The organism is Stenotrophomonas sp. AG209, from assembly GCF_003550055.1.
GTDB lineage: Bacteria > Pseudomonadota > Gammaproteobacteria > Xanthomonadales > Xanthomonadaceae > Stenotrophomonas.
Window position 1 is genome coordinate 99,112 of sequence record NZ_QXDB01000004.1, and the last position, 22,985, is coordinate 122,096.

22 protein-coding genes and 1 riboswitch are annotated in these 22,985 nt (G+C 67.4%); of the genes, 9 read left to right on the top strand and 13 right to left on the bottom strand.

Annotated features, from left to right (window positions below; genetic code table 11):
* Nucleotides 1-241: 241 nt before the first annotated feature.
* A complete protein-coding gene (locus DFO63_RS17465) occupies nt 242-652 on the top strand; it encodes a hypothetical protein (RefSeq protein ID WP_049438571.1) in 411 nt (136 codons plus the stop codon).
* Between the two features lie 128 nt (nt 653-780).
* Nucleotides 781-1,152 (top strand): DUF805 domain-containing protein, encoded by a 372-nt coding sequence (locus DFO63_RS17470; RefSeq protein ID WP_049443135.1) that lies wholly within the window; start codon nt 781-783, stop codon nt 1,150-1,152.
* Between the two features lie 337 nt (nt 1,153-1,489).
* Here DFO63_RS17470 and thiL read toward each other — a convergent pair whose 3' ends face one another.
* The 5 genes from thiL to DFO63_RS17495 form a co-directional block, all read right to left on the bottom strand.
* Nucleotides 1,490-2,452, bottom strand: coding sequence for a thiamine-phosphate kinase (gene thiL / locus DFO63_RS17475; protein ID WP_049443134.1), 963 nt, complete (start codon nt 2,450-2,452; stop codon nt 1,490-1,492).
* Between the two features lie 120 nt (nt 2,453-2,572).
* Nucleotides 2,573-3,052 carry a transcription antitermination factor NusB gene (nusB, locus tag DFO63_RS17480; protein ID WP_005408062.1) on the bottom strand — a complete coding sequence of 160 codons (480 nt, stop codon included), beginning with the start codon at nt 3,050-3,052 and terminating at the stop codon, nt 2,573-2,575.
* A complete protein-coding gene (gene ribH / locus DFO63_RS17485) occupies nt 3,049-3,516 on the bottom strand; it encodes a 6,7-dimethyl-8-ribityllumazine synthase (RefSeq protein ID WP_049443133.1) in 468 nt (155 codons plus the stop codon). The genes nusB and ribH overlap by 4 nt, the downstream gene beginning before the upstream one ends.
* 160 nt (nt 3,517-3,676) lie before the next feature.
* Nucleotides 3,677-4,777: a 3,4-dihydroxy-2-butanone-4-phosphate synthase gene (gene ribB / locus DFO63_RS17490; RefSeq protein WP_119007436.1), complete on the bottom strand. Its 1,101-nt coding sequence runs from the start codon at nt 4,775-4,777 to the stop codon at nt 3,677-3,679.
* The gene (locus tag DFO63_RS17495; protein ID WP_119007437.1) at nt 4,774-5,376 is read right to left on the bottom strand and encodes a riboflavin synthase; all 603 of its coding nucleotides are present in this window, start codon (nt 5,374-5,376) and stop codon (nt 4,774-4,776) included. Before DFO63_RS17495 ends, ribB begins: the two co-directional genes overlap by 4 nt.
* Before the next feature lie 74 nt (nt 5,377-5,450).
* Nucleotides 5,451-5,596, bottom strand: a riboswitch (FMN riboswitch).
* A 306-nt stretch (nt 5,597-5,902) separates the two neighbouring features.
* Between DFO63_RS17495 and DFO63_RS17500 the strand changes: the two genes are divergently transcribed.
* From DFO63_RS17500 to DFO63_RS17515, 4 genes are all read left to right on the top strand, one after another.
* Nucleotides 5,903-6,538: a hypothetical protein gene (locus DFO63_RS17500; RefSeq protein WP_049443130.1), complete on the top strand. Its 636-nt coding sequence runs from the start codon at nt 5,903-5,905 to the stop codon at nt 6,536-6,538.
* A 151-nt stretch (nt 6,539-6,689) separates the two neighbouring features.
* The gene (locus DFO63_RS17505) at nt 6,690-7,574 is read left to right on the top strand and encodes a hypothetical protein (RefSeq protein WP_119007438.1); all 885 of its coding nucleotides are present in this window, start codon (nt 6,690-6,692) and stop codon (nt 7,572-7,574) included.
* Between the two features lies 1 nt (nt 7,575).
* A complete protein-coding gene (locus tag DFO63_RS17510; RefSeq protein ID WP_119007439.1) occupies nt 7,576-8,214 on the top strand; it encodes a hypothetical protein in 639 nt (212 codons plus the stop codon).
* An 84-nt stretch (nt 8,215-8,298) separates the two neighbouring features.
* Entirely contained in the window at nt 8,299-8,733 is a 435-nt protein-coding gene (locus tag DFO63_RS17515) for a hypothetical protein (protein ID WP_259337444.1), read from the top strand.
* A gap of 35 nt (nt 8,734-8,768) precedes the next feature.
* Here DFO63_RS17515 and ribD read toward each other — a convergent pair whose 3' ends face one another.
* From ribD to DFO63_RS17545, 6 genes are all read right to left on the bottom strand, one after another.
* On the bottom strand, nt 8,769-9,854 hold the full coding sequence (gene ribD / locus DFO63_RS17520; protein ID WP_119007441.1) for a bifunctional diaminohydroxyphosphoribosylaminopyrimidine deaminase/5-amino-6-(5-phosphoribosylamino)uracil reductase RibD: 1,086 nt from the start codon (nt 9,852-9,854) through the stop codon (nt 8,769-8,771).
* A gap of 94 nt (nt 9,855-9,948) precedes the next feature.
* Nucleotides 9,949-10,470: a transcriptional regulator NrdR gene (gene nrdR / locus DFO63_RS17525; RefSeq protein ID WP_005415256.1), complete on the bottom strand. Its 522-nt coding sequence runs from the start codon at nt 10,468-10,470 to the stop codon at nt 9,949-9,951.
* 149 nt (nt 10,471-10,619) lie between these two features.
* Entirely contained in the window at nt 10,620-11,048 is a 429-nt protein-coding gene (locus DFO63_RS17530; protein WP_119007442.1) for a hypothetical protein, read from the bottom strand.
* Nucleotides 11,041-11,505 carry a hypothetical protein gene (locus tag DFO63_RS17535; RefSeq protein ID WP_049443125.1) on the bottom strand — a complete coding sequence of 155 codons (465 nt, stop codon included), beginning with the start codon at nt 11,503-11,505 and terminating at the stop codon, nt 11,041-11,043. Before DFO63_RS17535 ends, DFO63_RS17530 begins: the two co-directional genes overlap by 8 nt.
* Nucleotides 11,506-11,629: 124 nt before the next feature.
* A complete protein-coding gene (gene glyA / locus DFO63_RS17540) occupies nt 11,630-12,883 on the bottom strand; it encodes a serine hydroxymethyltransferase (RefSeq protein ID WP_049443124.1) in 1,254 nt (417 codons plus the stop codon).
* A gap of 187 nt (nt 12,884-13,070) precedes the next feature.
* Nucleotides 13,071-13,556 (bottom strand): RcnB family protein, encoded by a 486-nt coding sequence (locus tag DFO63_RS17545; protein WP_119007443.1) that lies wholly within the window; start codon nt 13,554-13,556, stop codon nt 13,071-13,073.
* A 253-nt stretch (nt 13,557-13,809) separates the two neighbouring features.
* Here DFO63_RS17545 and ettA point away from each other — a divergent pair, with 253 nt between their 5' ends.
* From ettA to DFO63_RS17560, 3 genes are all read left to right on the top strand, one after another.
* Nucleotides 13,810-15,474 carry an energy-dependent translational throttle protein EttA gene (gene ettA / locus DFO63_RS17550; RefSeq protein ID WP_014035954.1) on the top strand — a complete coding sequence of 555 codons (1,665 nt, stop codon included), beginning with the start codon at nt 13,810-13,812 and terminating at the stop codon, nt 15,472-15,474.
* A 100-nt stretch (nt 15,475-15,574) separates the two neighbouring features.
* Nucleotides 15,575-16,891 (top strand): NCS2 family permease, encoded by a 1,317-nt coding sequence (locus DFO63_RS17555; RefSeq protein WP_119007444.1) that lies wholly within the window; start codon nt 15,575-15,577, stop codon nt 16,889-16,891.
* A gap of 114 nt (nt 16,892-17,005) precedes the next feature.
* Entirely contained in the window at nt 17,006-18,010 is a 1,005-nt protein-coding gene (locus DFO63_RS17560; protein WP_182474438.1) for a DUF4434 domain-containing protein, read from the top strand.
* On the opposite strand, the gene DFO63_RS17565 is transcribed toward DFO63_RS17560, so the two are convergent.
* The gene (locus DFO63_RS17565) at nt 18,004-20,838 is read right to left on the bottom strand and encodes a hypothetical protein (RefSeq protein ID WP_119007446.1); all 2,835 of its coding nucleotides are present in this window, start codon (nt 20,836-20,838) and stop codon (nt 18,004-18,006) included. The genes DFO63_RS17560 and DFO63_RS17565 overlap by 7 nt on opposite strands.
* The gene (locus tag DFO63_RS17570) at nt 20,835-22,982 is read right to left on the bottom strand and encodes a glycosyl transferase family protein (protein ID WP_119007447.1); all 2,148 of its coding nucleotides are present in this window, start codon (nt 22,980-22,982) and stop codon (nt 20,835-20,837) included. Before DFO63_RS17570 ends, DFO63_RS17565 begins: the two co-directional genes overlap by 4 nt.
* Nucleotides 22,983-22,985: the final 3 nt, after the last annotated feature.

Here is a 22,985-nt window from a genome sequence, read left to right on the forward strand (position 1 = left end):
GTGGCACGGGCTTCCAATCCCGTTTGGTTAATGTTGTTTACGCTTGCCTGCCGGCGTCGCTCTTTCCTTGTTGGGTGGCGTCGGCAGGCAATCTGTCCGTGCATCTATGGCGGGCGGTGCGTGGGGGCCTCGTGCCCGCCGGCATTTGACGACGTTAACCACCGGTATTGGAACCACGCACCGTCCGCCACCCTCGCCGTTAAGCAGGGTGGCCCCTTGCCGCTTGCACAAGGACGCCGCCATGACCGCTTCCCCTTACCCACACCTGTTCGCCACCCTGGGCGACGCCGCCACGCGCCTGCCGGATGATCTGGCGCGCACGCTGGAAGACACATTCGTTGCACTACAGAGCGGCAACAGTGCCGGGGCCATCACGTTGCAGGCCTGCCTGCAGTACATTCGCCAGGGCGATGCGGCCGATGGCCAGCCGTGGCCGGGCAACAACCGCACACCCGGGCAACGCCTGGCCCTGGCGCGCATCGACCGCGCCAATGCGGGGCTGAGTTTCCTGCTGGAACTGCTGCACGCCACCGAACGCGTCCGCGTGGACGGTGATATCGACCAGCAGATGGGCGATGGCGCGCGCGAGGGCCTGCTGCTGGCCTGCCGAGGGCTGGCCGAGTATGTGGATGTGCAGTTGCGGGCGGCGTGAGCTTCCAACGACGCGAACTGCGGGCAAGCGCCCATTTCAGTCGCACGCTGCGCGCAATTGCAATGATTACGATGGTTCATCATTACAGGCGCACCAATAGTGGGCCCTTCTTTTCAGGGAGTGCCCAGATGCACAAGATGATGATTCCGCTTTCCCGCTATGCGCAGTTCAGCGGGCGCGCCAGCCGCAGTGAGTTCTGGTGGTTCCAGTTGTTCATCGTGATCGTTTCGATCCCGTTGTACATCCTGAGCTTCTATGCCGGTTACAGCGATTCGCAGGGCCTGGCACTCATCGCGACCGGTCTTAGCGTGGTGATGTGGCTGGTGTTCGCCTTGCCTTGTATTGCGGCGACCATCCGCCGCCTGCACGACACCGATCGCTCGGGCTGGTGGATGCTGCTGGCATTCGTGCCGTTCGTCAGCCTGGTGCTGCTGGTATTCCTGCTGCTGCCCAGCACGCCGGGCGACAACCGCTTCGGTGCGCCGGTTCCGCACGCGTAACCTCCCCGCTTCGGTAGGTGTCGACCTTGGTCGACGCATTCGTGCCAACCAAGGTTGGCACCTACCAGAGCAATGCCGAGGTGCCTCTGCGTTGGTAGGTGTCGACCTTGGTCGACACGGTGTTGCCACGGGCGGCTGACACATTCGTGCCAACCAAGGTTGGCACCTACCAGAGCGCACCGATGTGCCTCCGCTTTGGTAGGTGTCGACCTTGGTCGACACGGTGTTGCCGCCGGCCGCTGACACATTCGTGCCAACCAAGGTTGGCACCTACCAGAGCAACATCGATCTGACCCCACCCCGAAGGTCGGCACCCACCAGAGCAGTACCGCTGCGGCTACGCGAAGTGCTGGTAACCGCCGACGGCGGCTTCGCCATCCACGTGCACGCCCTGCCCTTCGGCAATACGACCGATGCGGGTGAGCGGCACGTCCAGCGATTCGGCCAGGTAGTGCAGCGCGTCGCGCTGGTCGGCGGCGGCGGTGAAGCACAGCTCGTAATCGTCGCCACCGCGCAGTGCGCAGTCGCGTGCACCGTCGCGGCCGAGCAGCTCACGCAGCGCGTGCGAGATCGGCAGCGAATCGGCGTCAACATGCGCGGCCACGTTGCTGCGCGTGGCGATATGACCGAGGTCGGCCAGCAGGCCATCGGACACGTCCACCGCCGCATGCGCGAAGGCACGCAGGCGCAGGCCGAGCGTTACACGCGGCGTCGGCCGCAGCAGGCGCAGGCGCAGGCTTTCGTAGTCGGCCAGCAGCGTGGCGGTGGTTACGCTCAGCGCGCCCTGCTGCCACAGGCGCAGCGCACCGGCGGCGTCACCCAGCGTGCCGCTGACCCAGAGGTCGTCCCCCACCTGCGCGCGATCGCGGCGCAGCGCCTGGCCACGCCCGACCTGACCCATCGCGGTCACCGACAGCGACAGCGGGCCACGCGTGGTGTCGCCGCCGATCAGCGCGATGTCGTGCTGGTCGGCCAGTGCGAAGAAGCCATCGGCAAAGGCCTCGATCCAGTCTTCAGAGGCCTCCGGCAGTGACAGTGCCAGCGTGCACCACGCCGGGCGCGCGCCCATCGCGGCGAGGTCCGACAGGTTGACCGCCAGGGTCTTCCAGCCGATGTCGAAGGCCGGGGTCTCCACCGGAAAGTGCACGCCGCTGTTGAGCGTATCGGCGGTGACCACCAGTTGTTCGTTGGCGCGCGGCTGCAGCAGCGCGGCATCGTCACCGATGCCGAGCAGGATGTCGTCGCGCTCGAGAGTGCGGGCACGGATGCGGTCGATGAGGGCGAATTCGGCCAGGGACATGGGGCGTTCCCGCTGTTGTACGTGCCGCGCAAGGCGCGGTGGGCGGTAGTGCCGGCCGCTGGCCGGCAACCTCAGGATCCCTGCAGCTGCCGGCCAACGGCCGGCACTACCACAGGTGGGTCAGTGACCCGATTCGACCTTGCGCCATTCCACGGCGGCACGATCCAGCACGCCGTTGACATAGGTGTGGCCGTGTTCGGAACCGAAGCGCTTGGCCGATTCGATGGCTTCGTTGATCACCACGCGGTACGGCACGTCCAGGCGGTAGCGCAGTTCGTAGGCGGCCAGGCGCAGCACCGCGCGCTCGATCGCATCCACTTCCTCGATGCCACGGTCCAGGTACGGGCCGAGCGCTTCGTCGATGTCACGACGGTTGTCGAGCACGCCGTGCAGCAGCGCCTCGAAGTACGCCAGGTCAGCGATCTCGCGGGCCTGCTCGTGGGCGAACTGGGCGATCAGCGACTGTGCGTTGCCGCCGGAGATCTGCCAGGCGTAGATGGCCTGGACGGCACGACGACGGGCGCGCGAGCGCAGCACCGGATCGACGCCATCGCGGCGGACGGGTTTACCGGAGGGCTTGCCCTGGGTGTTCTTGTTCATGGCAGCTGCTCCAGAAGATTGACCATTTCCAATGCGGCGAGTGCGACTTCCTCGCCCTTGTTACCGTGGCTGCCGCCGGCACGTGCCTCGGCATCCTCAGCGCGTTCGACCGCCAGTACGCCGTTCAGCACCGGCACGCCGAAGTCCAGCTGCACGCGCATCAGGCCTTCGGCGCAGCGGTCGGCCACGTGTTCGTAGTGGCGGGTGTCGCCACGGATCACGCAGCCCAGGGTGAGGATGGCGGCGTGTTCGTGGGCGGCGGCCAGGCGCGCGGCCACCAGCGGCAGTTCCCAGGCACCCGGTACGCGGATCACGTCGATGTTGGCTTCGGTGATGCCGTTGCCGGCCAGGCTCAGGCGGGCGCCTGCGACCAGCGCGTCGGTGATGCGGGCGTTCCAGCGGCTGGCCAGGATGGCGAAGCGCGCCGATTCGGGAGTGCGAAGATCGCCTTCGTAGTGGCTCATATGCGGCTTGGGGGACTCGATAAGGGGGTAATTCTAGCGTGGATGGGCCCCGGCCGTGGCTGGCGGGGGCCTGCAGGGTGTGCCGACCAACGGTCGGCACCCACCGGTGGCATGGGATCGGCACCCACCGGTAGTGCCGGCCGCTGGCCGGCAGTGCCCATTACAGGGTGACCGTCTCCACCACTTCCAGGCCGTACCCGGCCAGGCCGATCTGGCGGCGCGGGGTGCCCAGCACGCGCAGCTTGCCCAGGCCCAGGTCGGACAGGATCTGTGCGCCGGCACCATTGCGGCGCCACTGGCCCACGTCCTTGTCCTTGCCCGGCACCACCGGCGCCGGCTGCTGGCGCAGGCGGGCCAGCAGGGCTTCGCCGTCGCGGGGGGCCGACAGCACCACCATCACCCCCGCGCCCTCGGCATCGATCGCACGCAGGGCATCGGTGGCGGCCACGCCGAAATCATCGCGGCGCCAGTGCAGCAGGTCGGCCAGCGGGTTTTCCACCTGCACACGTACCAGGGTCGGGGTGTCCGCATCCGGGGTGCCGCGGACCAGGGCGAAATGCAGGTCGTGGGCGATGCGGTCGCGGTAGGTCACCAGCTTGAACGGGCCGAATTCGGTGTCGATCTCGCGCTCGTCGACGCGTTCAACGGTCTTCTCGGTGGCCAGGCGGTAGGCGATCAGGTCGGCGATGGAGCCCATCTTCAGGCCGTGCTCGCGGGCGAACACTTCCAGCTCCGGGCGGCGCGCCATGCTGCCATCCGGGTTCAGGATCTCCACCAGCACGCCGGCCGGCTCCAGCCCGGCCAGCATGGCCAGGTCCACGCCGGCTTCGGTGTGGCCGGCGCGGGTCAGCACGCCGCCCGGCTGGGCGATCAGCGGGAAGATGTGGCCCGGCTGGTGCAGGTCCGACGGCTTGGCGTTGGGCTTCACCGCAGTGCGGATGGTGTGGGCGCGGTCGTGCGCCGAGATGCCGGTGGTAACGCCCTCGGCGGCCTCGATGCTGACCGTGAAGTTGGTCTGGAACTGCGCGGTATTGGCCTGCACCATCGGCGCCAGGCCGAGGTCGGCGGCGCGGGTGCGGGTCAGCGGCAGGCACACCAGGCCACGGCCGTGGGTGACCATGAAGTTGATGTCCGACGGCTTGACCAGCTCGGCGGCCATGATCAGGTCGCCTTCGTTCTCGCGGTCTTCGTCATCGACGATGACCACCATGCGGCCCTGGCGGATGTCTTCCAGGATTTCCGGAATCGGGGCGAAATTCATGCGCGTGCTCCTTCGCCCAACAGGCGTTCGACGTAGCGGGCGACCAGATCGATTTCAAGATTGACCGCGCTGCCCACGCCTGCGGCGGAAAAGGCGGTGTTGGCCACGGTGTGCGGGATCAGGGCGACTTCAAAGCCTTCGCCGTCCACTTCGTTGACGGTGAGGCTGACGCCGTCCACGCAGATCGAGCCCTTCTTGGCGATGTAGCGGCGCAGCGAGGCCGGCGCGGCGAAACGCCAGCGCTGGGCACGTGCGTCTTCGTGGATGGACAGCACCTGGCCGAGGCCGTCGACGTGGCCGCTGACCAGATGGCCGCCGAGGCGGTCGGTCGGGCGCATGGCGCGCTCCAGGTTGATGACCGCGCCCTCGCCCAGCTGGCCCAGCGTGGTCAGTCCCAGGGTCTCGGTAGAGGCATCGGCCTGGAAGCTGCTGGCGTCGAACGCGATGACGGTGAGGCAGACGCCATTGATGGCAATGCTCTCGCCCATCTGCACGTTGTCGAACGGCAGATTCCCGACATTGAAGGTGAAGCGGACATCGCCGCCGATGGATTCGCGTGCGGCGAGACGGCCGACGCCTTCGATGATTCCAGTAAACAAGAAACGTTCTCCGCGAAAAGTGAGCGAAAAACGCCGCAAGGCAAACAGGCGCACGCAGGGCATGAGCCCTGTGGCACCGTCTTCTTTCATCCGGACTATGACCGTCGGCTCCGGCATTGGACCGGATCTGCTGACCCCCGGCCGTGGGCCGGGGCGCTCGCGGGCTCGTGCTTGCGCACCTACCGCCGGTGGGGAATTGCACCCCGCCCTGAAGACGTTTGTGTACCGGCGAACCGGCGCGGCTAGTGTACCAGCCCGGGCTGAACGGGGTGGATGACCGGGGTCGATCCCTTTCCACAGGAAAGGGCTCTGACCCCCGGGACGGGTGGCGCAGCAGCACTGGGGTCAGAGCCGTTTCCCCGATGGGACACAGATTCGCCCCCCAATCCCGGCCTGCCCCGGCCTGTGATGGTCGTCTCTCGCATTCCGTGAAATTTTCATTAAACTCGACCATCGGACGACATGAGGTCGTCACGGGTCGCCCGGAGGGCAGCCCGCCAATGGACTGAAACTCACAGGAATTCCCATGCGCAAGATCCTGATCGTGGCCGCCCTGCTGGCCGCCGCCCCGTTCGCGGCTTCGGCCGACGCCCTGAGCTACACCTACGTTGAAGGCGGCTGGACGCAGCTGCAGCTGGACAATGGTGGTGGCTCGAAGCCCAGGCTGGACGGCGGCTACATTCGTGGTTCGGTAGCCATTGCCGAGCAGGTGCACGTGTTTGGCGGCTACACCGCTGTCACCAAGACCTACAACCACAACTATTACGACATTGCGGTGCGCATCAAGCAGAAGGTGCAGTCGCCGGAATTGGGCATCGGCTATCACATGCCCTGGACCGATCGCGTGGATTTCACCGCTGATGCTGCCTGGGTGCGTCTGGACGAAGAGTTCAAGATGTCGTTCGACGGCCGCCAGGTGGATCGCCTGAAGGATCACACCAACGTGGGCCGCGTCACCATGGGTATCCGCGGCAAGCCGTCGCGCATGACCGAAGCCTGGGCCAAGGCCGGCTACATGGATGGCGGCAACAACTTCAAGGGCACCTGGGTCGGCACCGTCGGCGGCCAGATCAACTTCACCAAGACCTGGGGTCTGGTGGGCGAGATCTCGGGCTACCGCGACGTCACCCAGTACTCGGCCGGCGTGCGCGCCAGCTTCTGATCCAACGATCGCTCCTCGTCGTGCGATCGAACGGGCCCCGCAAGGGGCCCGTTTTTTGGCCGGGGTACACCGCTATGTGACCTCTGGTCGCCATCGAAAGTAGCGCTGGATGCGCTAGGCTTGCGCGCCTCTGGAACAGGAAAGCTCCGTCATGAAGACCCCCTTGCGTACCCTGCTGGCCAGCGCCCTGCTGTCTGCCCCGCTGCTGGCCAGCGCCGCCCCGGCCACGCTGACGCCCGAACAGGCCTTCGACCTGTATGCGCGCGTCCTGCTGGAAGACGACGCCGCCGCGACCCGCACCCTCAACGATGCGCTGAAGCCCGCCTTCGACGGCCAGGATGCGGTAACCCCGAACCCGGGCGCATTGGCCAAGGCGCTGGCCGAACCGTGGCAGGTCGTGCTTGCCAGCAGCGGCGCAAAGGCCGACGCGGCCGCCACCGAAGCGCTGTATGCCAAGGCCCTGCGTGATTCGAAGTGCCGCGCGACCAAGAGCGTGATCGAAGACAACGAGTACGTCGAAGACCAGAAGCTGGCGCGCATCACCTTCAGCTGCCAGGTGCCCGACCTGGGCGACGTGCGCCCGCTGTTCGCCGCCAGCCTTGCATCCGACGCCAGCCCGGCCTCGCGCAAGCAGTTCACCGACGCCTACACCCAGGCGCTGCAGAGCGGTGCGCGCATACCGGTCAGCGGCACCTTCACCCTGTACCCGGCCAAGGACAACGGCTACTGGTACAGCGGCAACTTCGACGACCTGGTGGGCACGGTGGCCGGCGCACTGGCACCGTTCGAGGACTGGATGCAGGACGCGCAGGCGGCCAACGCACCGAAGGTGACCGGCGTACCCGGCTGCGACCTGCTGCTGCAGCAGCACCGCGCCTGCGTGACGAAGATCGCGCCGGACCAGCTCAGCGGCGTGGATGCGATGGCCGAGGAACTGAAGGCCAAGGCCCAGGTAAAGTCGGCCGACGAGATGACCCAGGAGTGCAAGGCGCTGCGCCCGATCGCCGAGATGATGTGGACCGACGCGTGCGCCTGAGATGGTTCCGCTGAAACACCTGGGGCTGGCCGCACTGCTGCTGGCCCCTTGCAGTGCGCTGGCCGGTGCCGAAGTGGCATCGCCGGCGCGATTGTTCGATCTGCATGCACAGGTGATCGTGCATGGCGATGCCGCTGCGCAAAGGGCGCTGGCCGCGCAGCTGGAGACGGATGACGCAAAGGCCTTCGTTGCCGCGTTGACGGCTGCAAGCCAACTGGATGAAGCACCCGAGCTCGCGGAATGGCCCGCTGCTGCACAGGCCCTGCGCACGCGGCAGGCCTCGGCGCAGTGCAAGGCCGATGGCGTGCGTTGGCCGAAGGGCCATGACGGCGACGTTGCCGAAGTGGCGTATCACTGCCGACTTCCGGATCTGTCGGGCCTGCTTCCGCTCTATAGCCAGCACCGTGTGCCCTTCAACGGGCCGCATCCGCCGCAGATGTCCGCGCCCCTGGCGGCCGCTTACACGACAGCGATGCACAACGCGCCAGACCGCGTGCACAGCGGCACGCTGACCTTCCAGCGCAGCGGCGACCGGCCCGCATGGCGCATGCGCGACCCGGGCCCGCTGATGGCGCTGGTGGCCGACGCCTTCCTGCCGTTCTTCGAATGGAACGAACACCTGCCGGACGATTCCGGGTAGCGCGGGGCCGCATTTCGGCTCACGGCCGCGGATGACGACTGCATCCGCACTTTCAGAACCGTTGCATGGCCCTATGCGGCCTGCATGATCAATGCTGTTGCCCTCTTCCACCGGGGCACCCGCATGAAACATCGTACGACGTCGACCACGGTCATGCTGATGGCGCTGCTGACGCTGATGGCGTGCGGGGAAGCCAAAGTACCCAAGTCCAGGATTACGACCTTCTCGGTCCGCCCAGCAGTTGCCTTCGAGTCAACCCTGCTGAGCGACAGGCAGCTGGATGCGTGGATGAGCGAAGACGACGACTGCCACGCGTTCCTGATGTACCACGATCAGTGCGCCGTGTTGGTATTGCCCCATGAGTACGACGACGGTTTTACCCGTCACCAGCTGCGATTGAAGGCGAAGAAACTGCCGGGCGAGGCACTGGGTGCGTACTGCCGCAACCTGCATGCGCTGTGGAAGCAACAGTGGAAGGGCCAGTGCCCCGTCGGCGAAGAAGACGACGAAGACGCCTGACGACAAGGGCGTCGCCCCCGTTCCGCGTCATTCCATCACGGGCGCAGCAGCAACCTGATGTCCTCGCCGACCTGGCGCTGATCGACCACGCGCAGGCGGCGCTGCTGGTCCATGGCATCGATGCCGAGGCCAGCCAGCAGCGGGCGACCGTTGTCGCCCAGCAGCGTAGGCGCCTGATACAGCAGCAGTTCGTCTACCCAGTCGCCGCGCAGCAAGGCGCCGGCCAGGGTGGCGCCGGCTTCGGTATGCACCTCGTTGATGCCGCGCTCGGCCAGCAGCGCCAGCACCGCACCCAGGTCCAGCCGCCCATCGATGCAGGGCACGCTGGCGAATTCGGCGTCGGCCGCATCCGGTGCACTCACTGCAGCATCGTGCAGGTACAGCGTCGGTGCCCCGTCCTCGCGCACGCGGCTGCATTCGAGCGAGCGCAGGCGCGAATCCAGCACCACACGCAGTGGCGGCATCACCTCGGTATCGGCCAGGCGCACGGTCAGCATCGGGTCGTCGGCCAGCACCGTGTCGGCGCCGGTCAGGATCGCACCCGCGCGCGCACGCCAGTGCTGCACGTCTTCGCGCGCGGCCGGGCCGGTGATCCACTTGGAGCTGCCATCGGCCATCGCGGTACGGCCATCGAGGCTGGCGGCCAGCTTCACCCGCAACCACGGCCGATTGCGCTCCACGCGCGACAGGAAGCCCTTGTTGAGCTCACGTGCCTGCGCCGCCATCAGGCCTTCGGCGACCTCGATGCCGGCATTGCGCAGCAGATCGAAGCCACCCCCATCGACCTTCGGGAACGGATCGCGCATTGCCGCGACCACGCGCGACACGCCTGCTTCGATCAAGGCCAGCGCGCACGGCGGCGTGCGCCCATAGTGCGCGCAGGGTTCCAGGGTGACGTAGGCGGTGGCACCGCGGGCCTCGCTGCCGGCCTCGCGCAACGCGAACACCTCAGCGTGCGGTCCACCGGCGCGCTGGTGCCAGCCCTGCCCGACCACGCGTTCGCCGTGGGCGATCACGCAGCCGACCATCGGGTTGGGGCGGGTGGTGTAAGCGGCGCGCTCGGCCAAGCGCAGTGCGTTGGCCATGTGCAGGTGGTCGAGGACGGAGAACGGGGTGGTCATGCGACCATGGTAGCGCCGTTGGTCGCGGTGTAGATCCACGCCATGCGTGGATGAAGCGTACGGCGCCAACCAAGGTTGGCATCTACCGGGGCGATCAGCCCTTCTTCTTCTTGGTCAGGGCGATCACATCGCCCAGCAGCTGCAGCTGTTCGGTACTGGACGGCAGGTCGCGCTCGAGCTTCTCGATCTCCTCGCGGAAATCGGCGACGTCCTCGAAGCTGCGGTAGACCGACGCGAAGCGCACATAGCCCACATGATCGAGCTTGCGCAGTTCGTTCATCACGAACTCGCCGACCTTGATCGAGGGCACTTCGCGCTCGCCGCTGATGCGCAGCTGGTGAACCACCGCACGCACCGCCGCTTCGATCTTGTCTTCGGGCACCGCGCGCTTCTGCAGCGCGCGGTCAAAGCCAGCACGCACCTTGCGTTGGTCGAACGCCTCGCGGGTGCCATCGCTCTTGACGATGGCAGGCAGTTTCAGCTCGACCGTTTCCAGGGTGCTGAAGCGCTCGCCGCAGGCTTCGCACTCACGCCGACGGCGAATCGTCGCGCCGTCTTCGGAGACGCGCGAGTCGATGACCCGGGTATCGGCATGTTGGCAGAAGGGGCAGTGCATGGAACGCCTGGCTCAGGAAAGTACCTATTGCCACGGTCATGGCAGCGTCGCAAAGGTACCTGAGAAGGGGCGCAGCAGCAAATGCTGTCTGCGCGCAAGCGCCTGCATTTCGGCCAATCAGAGCATCCCGGGGTATCTGGACTACCCGCTCAACCAGGTGCGGGCGGCAGCGTGGCCGCGCGTGCCCAGCGCAGCCACGCCAGATGTGCCGCCGGCAGCAGCAACGGCGGGCCGAGGAAGAGATAGGCCAGCACAATCAGGTCCGGATCGGTAAACACCCGATGCACCGCGACGGCGACCATCCCCACGGCGGCCAGCACGCCCAGCCCGAGGCCTCCCCAAAGGGGCCAGGGTGCCGCGCACAGCGCGGCCTGACCGCGCCACAGGAACAGGCCAGCCAACACCCCCCAGGCAAGCAGCCCGATGAGCCCAGCGCCTGCCCACAGCAGCTCGATGGCGGTCAGGTAGTCGGGAGCCACCACCAGCCCAAGCACCGCCAACGTGCCTGCGGCGGCGATGATCGGGATGCCCAGCAGCAGGGACAGCCCGACCCGGCGCTTGTGCACGGCTTCATCCACGGTGAGAGGACTCCTGGACAGAGCGCCGCCCACGCAGACACAGAAGCATCAGCATGCCAGCAGGCACCCACAGGGACGGCCCGGCGAACAGCCCGCTCAGCACGGATGGACCAAGCTCGGTGAAGTAGTACAGCGCCATCGCCAGCAACGGCAGGGCCGCCAGCACACCCATGCCCAGCAGCCACCACCAACGGCGCGATGCCATGCGCAGGCCCCGTGCCCCATCGCGCAGCCAGAAGATGCTGAGTGCAACCCAGGCCACCAGACCGGTAATCGCGGACACGCCCCACGCGAACATGCCGGCAGCAAACCAGAGTTTGTCCGCGTCCAGGGAGATCAGTCCGATCACGCCCATGACCAGGGCGATGCAGGCGCCCGCGCCGCCGAAGAACAGGCTGGGCAGGCCAAACAGCACCGCCAGCGCGGTGTACAGGTACTTGAGGCGGCGCTCATCCATGCGCGGGATTCCTGATGGCGGGGTCAGAGCCCTTCCCTGCGGGAAGGGATCCGACCCCTGCTTCGATCCGGGCTTCGGGGTCGGATCCCTTTCCGTCAGGAAAGGGCTCTGACCCCTGCTGCGATCAGCCGTAGACCGGATACTTGCGGCACTGCGCGCTGACGGCATCGCGCACGCGGGCGATGACGGCGTCATCGTTCGGTGCGTCGAGCACGTCGGCGATCCAGTTGGCCAGTTCCACGCAATCCTGTTCGACGTAGCCACGGGTGGTCACCGCCGGGGTACCCAGGCGCAGGCCCGAGGTCACGAACGGCGAACGCGGGTCGTTCGGCACCGAGTTCTTGTTGACGGTGATGTGGGCCTTGCCCAGCGCGGCTTCCGCGTCCTTGCCGGACACGTCCTTGCCGATCATGTCGACCAGCATCAGGTGGTTCTGGGTGCCACCGGAGACGATCTTGTAACCACGCGCAATGAGCGTGTTGGCCATCGCCTGGGCGTTCTTCACCACCTGCTGCTGGTAGGCCTTGAAGCCCGGTTCCAGCGCTTCCTTGAAGGCCACGGCCTTGCCGGCGATGACGTGCATCAGCGGACCGCCCTGGATGCCCGGGAACACGATCGACTGCAGCTTCTTGACCAGGTCTTCGTCGGCGCCCTTGGCGACGATGATGCCGCCGCGCGGGCCGCGCAGGGTCTTGTGGGTGGTCGAGGTGACCACGTGGGCGTGTTCCAGCGGGCTCGGGTAGACGCCTGCGGCGACCAGGCCGGCGACGTGGGCCATGTCGACGAACAGGTAGGCACCGACCTTGTCGGCGATGGCGCGGAAGCGCGCCCAGTCGATCACCTGCGAGTAGGCCGAGAAGCCGGCCACGACCATCTTCGGCTTGTGCTCCAGGGCCAGGCGCTCGACTTCGTCGTAATCGATCAGGCCCTGGTCGTTCACACCGTACTGCACGGCGTTGAACAGCTTGCCCGAGGCGTTGACCTTGGCGCCGTGGGTGAGGTGGCCGCCGTGGGCCAGGCTCATGCCGAGGATGGTGTCACCCGGCTGCAGCAGGGCGAAGTACACGGCCTGGTTGGCCTGCGAGCCGCTGTGCGGCTGCACGTTGGCGTAGTCCGCGCCGAACAGCTGCTTCAGGCGGTCGATCGCCAGCTGCTCGGCGATGTCCACGTATTCGCAGCCGCCGTAGTAGCGCTTGCCCGGGTAGCCTTCGGCGTACTTGTTGGTCAGCTGGCTGCCCTGGGCTTCCATCACCGCCGGGCTGGTGTAGTTCTCGCTGGCGATCAGCTCGACGTGGTCTTCCTGGCGCTGGGTCTCAGCGGCGATGGCCTTGGCCAGTTCGGGATCGTAGGATTCGATGCGGACGTCACGCGGGAACATCGGGTACTCCAGCAGGCAGGGAAAAGGGGTACGACTCAGCCCTTGATTGTAGCCCTGCACCGGCCTGCTGGGGCCGAAACAGACGGGGCCGGCATCCCCGAAGGAATCCGGCCCCGTATGGTTTCGATTGATGCTGTGGGGTCAGAGCCCTTTCCGTCGGAAAGGGATCCGACCCCAGCCGCGATCCTCAGCGGCCGCTGAGCACGTACTGGGCGATCACGCCGGTGGCGATGGCGACCAGCAGCATGTTGCCGCGGTCATCGCGGATCCAGTGGTGGCCATACGGCGGGCGACGCAGGTGGTAGCGCGGGTAGTCGTTCACCACGTAGACCGGGCCGGAGTAGTAATTGCGATAGGGGGAGCCGACCCGCCAGCCGTAGCTGCCGTAGCGCGGCGGCGGCGGTGCCGGGCGATAGACCACGCGCGGCGGCGCTGGGCGGTAGTAACGGTCATGGTCACGGTGCCATTCACGGCGGTCCTGGCGATAGTCGCGGCGGGCCTCGCGGCGGTCGCGCTCCCAGTCACGGCGGTCCTGGCGCCATTCGCGGCGGTCCTCGCGCCACTCGCGGCGATCATGGTCGCGGCGGTGGTCGTTGTCGGCGAAGGCCGGGGCCACGGCGCCGAACGCCAGCACAGAGGCCACGGCGCCGGCCATTACTCGATTGATGCGCATGTCAGACCTCTGCTCGGGTGGGTGGTGAGCCCATATTGCGCACCCGATCTGAACCGTTTCCGGCTGGAAACGCTTCCCGCTGCAGGACTGTGACGAGGTATTCAGGCCGCGGCCAGCCCGGCCACCCCTTCCAGGCGCGGCCCGGAACCGGTTCCGGCTATAATTGGGGGTACACCTTTTCAGTCTGTGCCCGCTGCCGCACCGGGATGTTCCCGTGACGGGCCGGGCGCAGGGCCGCGCCTACGGAGACCTCATGTCCTCGCAATACATCTACACCATGAACCGCGTGTCCAAGGTGGTCCCGCCCAAGCGGCAGATCATCAAGGACATCTCGCTGTCCTTCTTCCCGGGCGCGAAGATCGGCCTGCTGGGCCTGAACGGCGCCGGCAAGTCCACCGTGCTGAAGATCATGGCCGGCGTGGACACCGATTTCGAGGGCGAAGCCCGCCCGCAGCCGGGCATCAAGGTCGGCTACCTGGCGCAGGAACCGGAACTGGACCCGACCAAGACCGTGCGTGAAGCGGTCGAGGAAGGCGTGGGCGAAGTGCTGCAGGCCCAGGCCGCGCTGGACGCGGTGTACCTGGCCTACGCCGAGGAAGGCGCCGACTTCGACGCGCTGGCCAAGGAACAGGAGCGCCTGGAGGCGATCCTGGCCGCTGGCGACGCGCACACCCTGGAAAACCAGCTGGACGTGGCCGCCGATGCGCTGCGCCTGCCGCCGTGGGATGCCATCGTCGGCAAGCTGTCCGGTGGTGAGAAGCGCCGCGTGGCGCTGTGCCGCCTGCTGCTGCAGAAGCCGGACATGCTGCTGCTCGACGAACCGACCAACCACCTCGACGCCGAGTCGGTGGAATGGCTGGAACAGTTCCTGGCGCGCTACACCGGCACCGTGGTGGCGGTCACCCACGATCGCTACTTCCTGGACAACGCCGCCGAGTGGATCCTGGAACTGGACCGCGGCCGCGGCATTCCGTGGAAGGGCAACTACACCGACTGGCTGACCCAGAAGGACGAGCGCCTGAAGCAGGAAGACAACCAGGAAAAGGCTCGCCAGAAGGCAATCCAGAAGGAACTGGAGTGGTCGCGCCAGAACGCCAAGGGCGGCCGCACCAAGGGCAAGGCCCGTCTGGCCCGCCTGGAAGAGCTGCAGTCGGTCGATTACCAGAAGCGCAACGAGACCAATGAAATCTTCATCCCGCCGGGCGAGCGCCTGGGCAACGCGGTGATGGAGTTCAAGAACGTCTCCAAGAAGTTCGGCGACCGCCTGCTGTTCGACAACCTGAACTTCCTGGTGCCGGCCGGCGCCATCGTCGGCATCATCGGCCCGAACGGTGCCGGTAAGTCGACCCTGTTCAAGATGATCACCGGCCAGGAAAAGCCGGACACCGGCGAGATCGTGGTCGGCCCGACCGTGAAGCTGTCCTACGTGGACCAGAGCCGCGACGCGCTGGAAGGCAACCACAACGTCTTCCAGGAAATCGCTGGCGGCCTGGACATCCTCAACATCAACGGCATCGAGATCCAGTCGCGCGCCTACATCGGCCGCTTCAACTTCAAGGGCCAGGACCAGCAGAAGATGGTCGGTTCGCTGTCCGGTGGTGAGCGTGGCCGCCTGCACATGGCCAAGACCCTGCTGCAGGGTGGCAACGTGCTGCTGCTCGACGAACCGTCCAACGACCTGGACATCGAAACCCTGCGTGCGCTGGAAGATGCGCTGCTGGAGTTCCCGGGCAACACCTTCGTCATTTCGCATGACCGCTGGTTCCTGGATCGCATCGCGACCCACATCCTGGCGTTCGAAGGCGACTCGCACGTGGAGTTCTTCCAGGGCAACTACCGCGAGTACGAAGAAGACAAGCGCCGCCGCATGGGCGACGACGCTGCGCCGAAGCGCCTGCGCTTCAAGGCGCTGAAGTAAGGCAACAGGAAAGGCCGCGCTCGCGCGGCCTTTCTCCTTTTGCAATATGTACCGACCATGCATGCCGGCCAGCGGCCGGCATCTACCCATGAGCGACCCCATGTCCCTGTTCGAGCGCCTGTTCCAGCTGCAGCAGCACGGCACCACCGTGCGTACCGAGCTGCTGGCCGGTGTCACCACCTTCTTGACGATGTCCTACATCGTCTTCGTCAACCCCGAGATCCTCGGCACCACCGGCATGGATGCGGGTGCGGTGTTCGTGGCTACGTGCCTGGCCGCTGCGCTGGGGTCGGCGGTGATGGCGCTGGCCGCCAACTTCCCGGTCGGCATGGCGCCGGGCATGGGCCTGAATGCGTTCTTCGCGTTCACCGTGGTCGGCGCTGCCGGCCTGCCGTGGCAACAGGCACTGGGTGCAGTGTTCATCTCCGGCCTGGTGTTCCTGGTGCTGTCGCTGACCGGTGTGCGGGCGTGGCTGGTGTCGGGCATTCCTTCGTCGCTGCGCTCGGCGATCGTGGCCGGCATCGGCCTGTTCCTGGCGATCATCGCGCTGCAGAAATCCGGCGTGATCGTCGGCAACGAAGATACGCTGGTGGCGCTGGGCCCGTTGAACACCGCGCCGCCACTGCTGGCGCTGGCCGGCTTCCTGTTGATCGCGGTGCTGGAAGCACGCCGCATCCGCGGTGCGATCCTGATCGGCATCCTGGCGGTGACCGGCGCCGGCTGGGCGCTGGGCGACGTGCAGTACCAGGGCCTGGTCTCGCTGCCGCCGAGCCTGGCGCCCACCTACCTGCAGCTGGACCTGCCGGGCCTGCTGCACCATGACGGCGGTGCGCCGATCGCGGTGCTGCTGCAGGTGGTGCTGGTGTTCGTGCTGGTGGAAGTGTTCGATGCCACCGGCACCCTGTACGGCGTGGTCGGCCGTGCCGGCCTGCTGAAGCTGCCGGGCGCGCAGAAGCGCTTCGGCCGCGCGCTGCTGGCCGACAGCACGGCGATCGTGGCCGGTTCGATGCTCGGCACCAGCAGCACCACGGCCTTCGCTGAAAGCGCCTCGGGCGTGCAGGTGGGCGGCCGTACCGGCCTGACCGCGCTGGTGGTGTCGGCGCTGTTCCTGGCCGCGCTGCTGTTCTCGCCATTGGCGGCGATGGTGCCCAGCTATGCCACCGCGCCGGCGCTGCTGTTCGTGGCCGGCCTGATGCTGCGCGAACTGGTGGAAGTGGACTGGAGCGACCTGACCGAATCGGTGCCGGCCGCACTGTGTGCGCTGGCGATGCCGTTCACCTACTCCATCGCCAATGGCCTGGCGTTTGGCTTCATCGCGTATGCGGCGCTGAAGGCCGGCACCGGCCGCTGGCGCGAAGTGCATCCGGCGGTGTGGCTGGTGGCGGTGCTGTTCACCCTGCGCTACGCGTTGGAGTAAGCGGTAGGCGATGCCGGCCAGCGGCCGGCACTACCAGAGCACGCTTCGGCTGGCGGCGGGCACTGCCGGGCGGTGGTTCACCTGCTGCGCACGGTGCTCTGGGATGATGCAAGCATGGTTCCGCCTGTCCTTCCCGCTGATCCGTCTTCGCCGTTGCGCCGCCGTTTGCTGCGCGCGGCAATGCTGGCACCGCTCGCCGGCGCGCTCGCCACCCTGCCCGGCTGTTCGCTGCCGGTGCAGGTGGATGGCACCTTCCTGCAGCCCTGGCGCAGCCACCTGCAGTGGGGCCTGACCGACTGGCAGCGCTCGTTGAAGCTGGCGCATACGCTGGGCTGCCGGCAGCTGGTACTGCAGTGGACCGGCATCGTCGGCGGCAGCGATGGCGACTGGTCTTTGCCGGACAGCAGCCTGCAGCAGCTGTTCACCGCCGCCAGCGAGAACAACCTCCGCATCCGCGTCGGCCTGCCCTTCCAGCAACGCTGGTGGCAGGCCATTGGTGCCGACGATGCCACGCTGCAGGCCTTCCTGGCCGACAGCCTGGCGCAGGCACGCCAGTGGTTGGCACAGGCGCCCTGGGCGCAGCAACCCGCCTTCGGGGGCTGGTACCTGCCCTACGAATTGGAGCAGTACCACTGGGCCGATCCGGCACGCCAGCAGTGGCTGGCACGGTGGTTGCACGGCCTGGTGCAGGCCGCCAGTGCACGCGGGGGCGACTGCGCGATGTCCTGCTACTTCAGCCGCCTGCAGACCGACGGCAACCTGGTCACGCTGTGGCAGGCAGTGCTGGCACAGGCCGCGCTGCGGCCAATGGTGCAGGACGGCGTGGGGGTTGCCGGCGCCGGCAACGTGCAGCAGCTGCAACCGCTGCTCGATCATTTCCACGCGCACGGCATCGGCTTCGATGCGATCGTCGAACTGTTCCGCGAACTGCCCGGCAGCGCCGCCGACGGCAGCGCGTTCAAGGGCGAGACCGCCGATGCCGCGCGCATCCAGCGGCAGCTGGCGTGGGCACGCGACAGCGGTGCGCAGCACGTGCTGGTCTATGCACTGGAGCCGTGGCTGACCCAGGACACGCCGCAGGCCGCGGCGCTGCGACGACGTTGGGGCGTGCCTCAGTAGTAGAGGATGGCGGTGGCGAACAGGCCCTTGGCGCGCTGCGTATCACCGCCGCCGATCGCGAAGCGATACTGCACGGTCAGGTCCAGGTAGGAGCGCGGTGTGTTGTAGTGGTCCTCGCGGAACCAGTAGCGCACGCCCACGCCCGGGCCCGCGCCAAGGGACCAGCTGCGCTGCGTATCGTTGAGCGCGAACGACTGCGCCGGGAACAGCGGGTAACGGATGTCGCGCACGCGCGAGCGCTGGTCGAGCCAGTCCGCCCCCACCACCACGTACGGCGTGACCACCCAGTGGGTCTGCCCGGCACCAAAGCGGAAGCTGCGGCCAACACGCAGTTCACCGGCAGCGAACCACTGCTCGCGATGCAGGCGCCCGTTGGCATCGCCGATCCGCCGCACGGGCGTACCGTTGGCATCGAGCGCGTCGAGGGTGAAGTGGGCGCTGTTGTCGTCCCAGGTGTAGCCGCCCTGCGCGTAGCCGCTGACCATCCACCACTGGTTCACGTCGGTGCGCAGGTCGGTGCCGTGGCAATAGCCGTAGGTCAGGTAGGACATCCAGCCGCCGGAACCACTGGCCAAGCGGTAGCGGGCCAGTGTGCTGGCTTCCAGTGGTGGGTTCAGGGCCAGCTGCAGGCTGCATTGCACGGCCGCCGCTGCGGGATAGACATCGCCCGTGCGGGTGGCGCTGCCGAGGAACTGGCGGCGCTCGATGCCGGCGCTCAGGCCGGTCTGGCCGAAGGCGTAGCGCATGCCGAACGAGGCGATGGTGGACGGCCAGCCGGTGGTGGAGCGCGAATGGCTGAGACGTTCAGCGCGTGCGCGTGCATCCGGGGTCGATTCACCAGTGCACGGATCCACCGCGCGGATCGATTCGTAGGTGCCGCCCTGGTCGTACAGGGTGTTGAGCAGGCGTGCATAGAGTTCCAGCGTGCCGTGCTGGTCGTTGAAGGCCGGGGGCCGCCAGAACGCCTCCAGCGTACTGAACACCGAATCACCCGGCGTGCTGATCGCCGCGCCGCCGACATTGGTCGCGGCCTGGCGCGCCCCCCGGAAACCGGCCGAGGCGATCACGCCCCACTCGCGCGAATAGTTGGCGATGGCATTGCGCACGTTGTAGCGCTGGCGCTCATCCAGCGGCAGCTCACCGGCGTCGGCGCGGTCGACGGCGCTGCGCAGCAGTGACACCGCCTGTGGATGATCGCCGTTGGCCGCACTCGCGTACGCCTGGTCGAGGACCACACTCTTCGGTGCCTTGCCGGTGGCCTCGGCGGCACGGAAGTCGGCCAGTGCCTGCGCCGGTTCGTGCGCCTTCTGGTTGAGGTAGCCGCGCTGCATCAGCGCCTCCGCATCGTCAGGGCGCTGTGCCAGCGCCGCATCCAGGCGCTGCCGTGCTTCGTCCTGCTGGGCGCGGTTGCCCGACGCCAGCGTGGTGGTCAGCAGGCCCTGCAGCTTCGCGTCGTCCGGCGCGCGCTGCACAGCCTGCCGCGCCTCACCGATGGCCTCAGCATAGTCCTGGCGCGCGTAGGCAGCGTAGGCACGCTGCGCGGCACCGCCATCGCCCTGCAGATCGGCCGGCATCAGCTCGCAGACATTGCCTGTGCCGCCTGACTGGCAGTGCTGGAACGGCGCCGGGTAGGTCTGTGCGCTGATGCGGGGGAGCGCGCGACTGGAGCGGATCGCCCGGCCGCGTTGTTCGATGCCCTGCTGCAACAGCTGCTGCGCGCGTGCATCGCCCGCATCCGTTGGCAATGCCGACTGCAGTGGTGCCAGCAGCGCCGCGGCGCGCGTGCGGTCGGCACTGGCCAGCGCCGCATCCACCGCCAGCAGGCGCACGTTGCGCTGCTGCGTTGTTGACCCCGGCGCAGCGAGTGCGGTGTCGAAGTCCTCATTGGCGAGCACGGTATTGCCCTGGCGCTGGCGCAGGTAGCCGCGCATCACCCGTGCATTGAGATCCTGGCCGTCGGCCTGCAACGCCTGGTCGGCACTGCGCTCGGCGTCGGCCAGCTGCCCCTGCTGCAGCTGCGCGGTAATCAGCAGCAACCGGTACGTGGCCACCTCCGGTGCCAGCTCGACGGCGGCACGTGCCTGCGCAACGGCCGCGGCATCATCCTGCATGGACAGCGACCGATACGCCTGCTGCGCCTGCAGCAGCGCGCGCTGGCGATCCAGCGCCACGCGCCGGGCCAGCAGTGCCTCGGCATTCGGCGCGCCCAGCTGCAGTGCGGTGGCAATGGCGGCGTCGGCCTGTTCGGGCTGCTGCTGTGCCTCCAGCGCGGCCACCCACAGCAACGCCCAGGCACCCTGCGTCGGCTGCTGCCGGAAGGCCTGTTCGGCCTTGCCGGCCGCTTCTCCCATCCGCCCCGCGTCATAGGCCGCGTAGGCTTCGGTGGCCAGCGCGTAGGCCTGCTGCCTGCTGCGGTCTGCGGCACTGCCGACCAGACGCGATGGGGATGTCGTGCGCGCACCTTCGCCGCCAGTCGCCGCGCTGCGTGCAGCGGTGGCAGCCGCCAGCGCCGGCAACGCCGGATCCTTCAACCCCGCATCCAGTGCACGACGTGCCTGCCGCTGCGCCTCGGCACCCCGCCCCAGTTTCTGCAGCGCATAGATCTGCAGCAGGCGCAGCCGCACCACGTCCGGGCGCAGCCGGATCGCTTCCGTGGACTGCTGGTAAGCCGCCGGGTAGTCGCCGCGCTCATAGGCAGCAAACGCCTGCTCGGCGATGCGGTAGGCCGCACCGGACAAGGGCAGTGCTGCATCGGCCTGTGCCAGCACCGGCGCGGCGGCGCTGGCCAGTGCCACGGCAATGACGGTGGACAGCAGCGTGGTCTTCATGCCGGCAAGGCTCCGGGAGGCGGCGACTGCAGCGCGGCCGCACGCCGGCGCTGTTCCTGCATGGCCTGGGCCACCGCGTCTTCGGTGGTGATGCCCTGCTTGACCAGGTAATCGCCAATGCGGCCATCGCGCTGCGGCTTGTACGCGTCCAGCGCGATCTCGAAGCGCGCGTGGTCGATCAGGCGCATTTCCACCAGCAGGTCGCCCAGCAGTGGCACGTTGTCCAGGTGCCACTGCCGGTCGCCACCGATCATGCGCAGGCCCGCGTTGATCTCGCTTTCGCGGGCGATGCTCTGCTCAATGTGCTCGCTGCGGGTTTCCTGCTTCAGCAGTGCCAGCGCCTCTTCGGGCAATGGGCTGGCCACGGCCAGCCGCAGGGTGCCTTGCTGGCGCGGTGGCAGCGGCAACATGCGCCATTGCACGCAGGCATCGGCACTGACCGCGAACTGGCACGCGCGCAGGTAGTCCACGTCGATCACTGCGCGTTGCAGGTCGCCCTGGAAGGCGATCGCCTCGGCCAGCGTTTCATCATCCAGCCAGCCCTGGGTGAGCAGGATGCGGCCCAGTGGCTGCTGCCGGCCGGCATGCTGCTGGTCCAGCGCCTGCTGCAGCCGTTCCGGTTCCACCGCCTGCCAGGTGGTCAACAGCTCGCCCAGCTGCTTGCGGGTCTGCACCAGCTGTGCGGCATCCGGGAAGTCATGCATGGTCTTGTCCCAGACCATGCGCTTGCCGAACAGCAGGTAGGCCAGGAACACCTTCCACGCGCGTGCCGTGGCCATGAAATTGATCATGTTGCCGACCACCATGCGCGGGATCGACATCAACGCATGCTCCCAGCCATACAGCCGGTTGACGAAGTAGAAGCGCTGCACGACCCGGGTCGCCAGCGCCGCCGTGGTCAGCAGCGCCACGTTCATCTGCCAGGTACCGGCCTGGAACACGCTGGGGAACTGCATCGTCCATACCCCGGTCATCTTCAGCACCCAGAACAGCAGCAGCTGCAGGAAGATGAGGTAGGCGATGATGCTGACGAACGAGGTGATGATGCCCTTGCGGTCGCGCGCCAGCAGGTACTTGGTGGCCAGCGAGCCGCGCCAGCCCAGCGACTCCCAGCTCTGCAGGCCGATGCCCAGCACCCAGCGCGCCTTCTGCCGGTACGAGGCACGGAAGTTGTCGGGGAAGTATTCGCGCACGCACAGCGCCATCTGCTGGGTGCGCTCGCGTACCGGCCCCCAGCCGAACCATGACGGGCGACGCACGCGGAACTGCACCGGGAAGCGCGCGAAGATCGACTGCATGCCCATCGCTGCCAGCCGCGCACCAACGTCGTAATCCTCGGTGAGGCTGTCGGTGTTGAAGGGCTGGTTGTCGGTCTGCGCGCTCAGTGCCAGCAGCGCGCGCCGCGAGAAGCAGGTGCCGACGCCCGCCGACGGCACCATGCCGGAAACACTTTCACGCACCACCAGATCCTTGGCGTGCCATTCGGCGAACTCGTCCATGTAGACACCCGCCACCAGCTCGTACCACTCGCGGTCCAGCGAGGTGACCGGCAGCTGGATCATGTCCTTGCGCGGCAGCAGGTAGTTGTAGAAGCGCAGTTCCATCGGGTGCAGCACGTCCTCGCTGTCGTGCAGGATCACGCCGGCGAACTCGATGTCGTGCCGCTTCTCGTAGTCGAAGATCGCCAGGATCAGCCAGTTCAGGCAGTCGGCCTTGCTGGTCGGCCCGTCGTGCGGCACCTCCACGCGGCGCAGGCGCTTGTAGCGGCGGCGCATGCGTTCGACTTCGTCGATGGTCTGCTGGTCGTTGGGATAGGTGCCGACGAACACGACGTACTCGCGGTAGTCGAGTACGTTGATCATGTTCTCCACCATCTGCGCGATGACGTCGTACTCCATCCACGCCGGCACCATGATCGCCAGCGGCTGTTCCGGCCGCTGCAGCAGGTCGTCCTGGGTCAGCGGCCGGTACGCATCGCGGCGCTTGATCGTCAGCGCGCGCCAGCTCTCGCGTACCCAGTACCAGACATCGATGAACAGGTCATCGAGGCTGGATATCAGGATCAGCACGGCCACCGCCGCCGCCGTGGCTTCCAGGGCGGCGTAGTAGTTGGCCAGCTGGATGTTCCAGAACAGACCGTCCACGAT

Bases quoted from the DNA above. Each gene is read 5' to 3' on its own strand.
- DFO63_RS17465 (WP_049438571.1), top strand. From the start codon at position 242: ATGACCGCTTCCCCTTACCCACACCTGTTCGCCACCCTGGGCGACGCC.
- ribB (WP_119007436.1), bottom strand. From the start codon at position 4,777: ATGAATTTCGCCCCGATTCCGGAAATCCTGGAAGACATCCGCCAGGGC.
- ribH (WP_049443133.1), bottom strand. From the start codon at position 3,516: ATGAGCCACTACGAAGGCGATCTTCGCACTCCCGAATCGGCGCGCTTC.
- DFO63_RS17560 (WP_182474438.1), top strand. From the start codon at position 17,006: ATGGTTCCGCCTGTCCTTCCCGCTGATCCGTCTTCGCCGTTGCGCCGC.
- DFO63_RS17545 (WP_119007443.1), bottom strand. From the start codon at position 13,556: ATGCGCATCAATCGAGTAATGGCCGGCGCCGTGGCCTCTGTGCTGGCG.
- DFO63_RS17565 (WP_119007446.1), bottom strand. From the start codon at position 20,838: ATGAAGACCACGCTGCTGTCCACCGTCATTGCCGTGGCACTGGCCAGC.
- DFO63_RS17510 (WP_119007439.1), top strand. From the start codon at position 7,576: ATGGTTCCGCTGAAACACCTGGGGCTGGCCGCACTGCTGCTGGCCCCT.
- thiL (WP_049443134.1), bottom strand. From the start codon at position 2,452: ATGTCCCTGGCCGAATTCGCCCTCATCGACCGCATCCGTGCCCGCACT.
- DFO63_RS17505 (WP_119007438.1), top strand. From the start codon at position 6,690: ATGAAGACCCCCTTGCGTACCCTGCTGGCCAGCGCCCTGCTGTCTGCC.
- DFO63_RS17470 (WP_049443135.1), top strand. From the start codon at position 781: ATGCACAAGATGATGATTCCGCTTTCCCGCTATGCGCAGTTCAGCGGG.
- DFO63_RS17500 (WP_049443130.1), top strand. From the start codon at position 5,903: ATGCGCAAGATCCTGATCGTGGCCGCCCTGCTGGCCGCCGCCCCGTTC.
- DFO63_RS17535 (WP_049443125.1), bottom strand. From the start codon at position 11,505: ATGGATGAGCGCCGCCTCAAGTACCTGTACACCGCGCTGGCGGTGCTG.
- nusB (WP_005408062.1), bottom strand. From the start codon at position 3,052: ATGAACAAGAACACCCAGGGCAAGCCCTCCGGTAAACCCGTCCGCCGC.
- ettA (WP_014035954.1), top strand. From the start codon at position 13,810: ATGTCCTCGCAATACATCTACACCATGAACCGCGTGTCCAAGGTGGTC.
- ribD (WP_119007441.1), bottom strand. From the start codon at position 9,854: ATGACCACCCCGTTCTCCGTCCTCGACCACCTGCACATGGCCAACGCA.
- DFO63_RS17515 (WP_259337444.1), top strand. From the start codon at position 8,299: ATGATCAATGCTGTTGCCCTCTTCCACCGGGGCACCCGCATGAAACAT.
- nrdR (WP_005415256.1), bottom strand. From the start codon at position 10,470: ATGCACTGCCCCTTCTGCCAACATGCCGATACCCGGGTCATCGACTCG.
- DFO63_RS17555 (WP_119007444.1), top strand. From the start codon at position 15,575: ATGTCCCTGTTCGAGCGCCTGTTCCAGCTGCAGCAGCACGGCACCACC.
- glyA (WP_049443124.1), bottom strand. From the start codon at position 12,883: ATGTTCCCGCGTGACGTCCGCATCGAATCCTACGATCCCGAACTGGCC.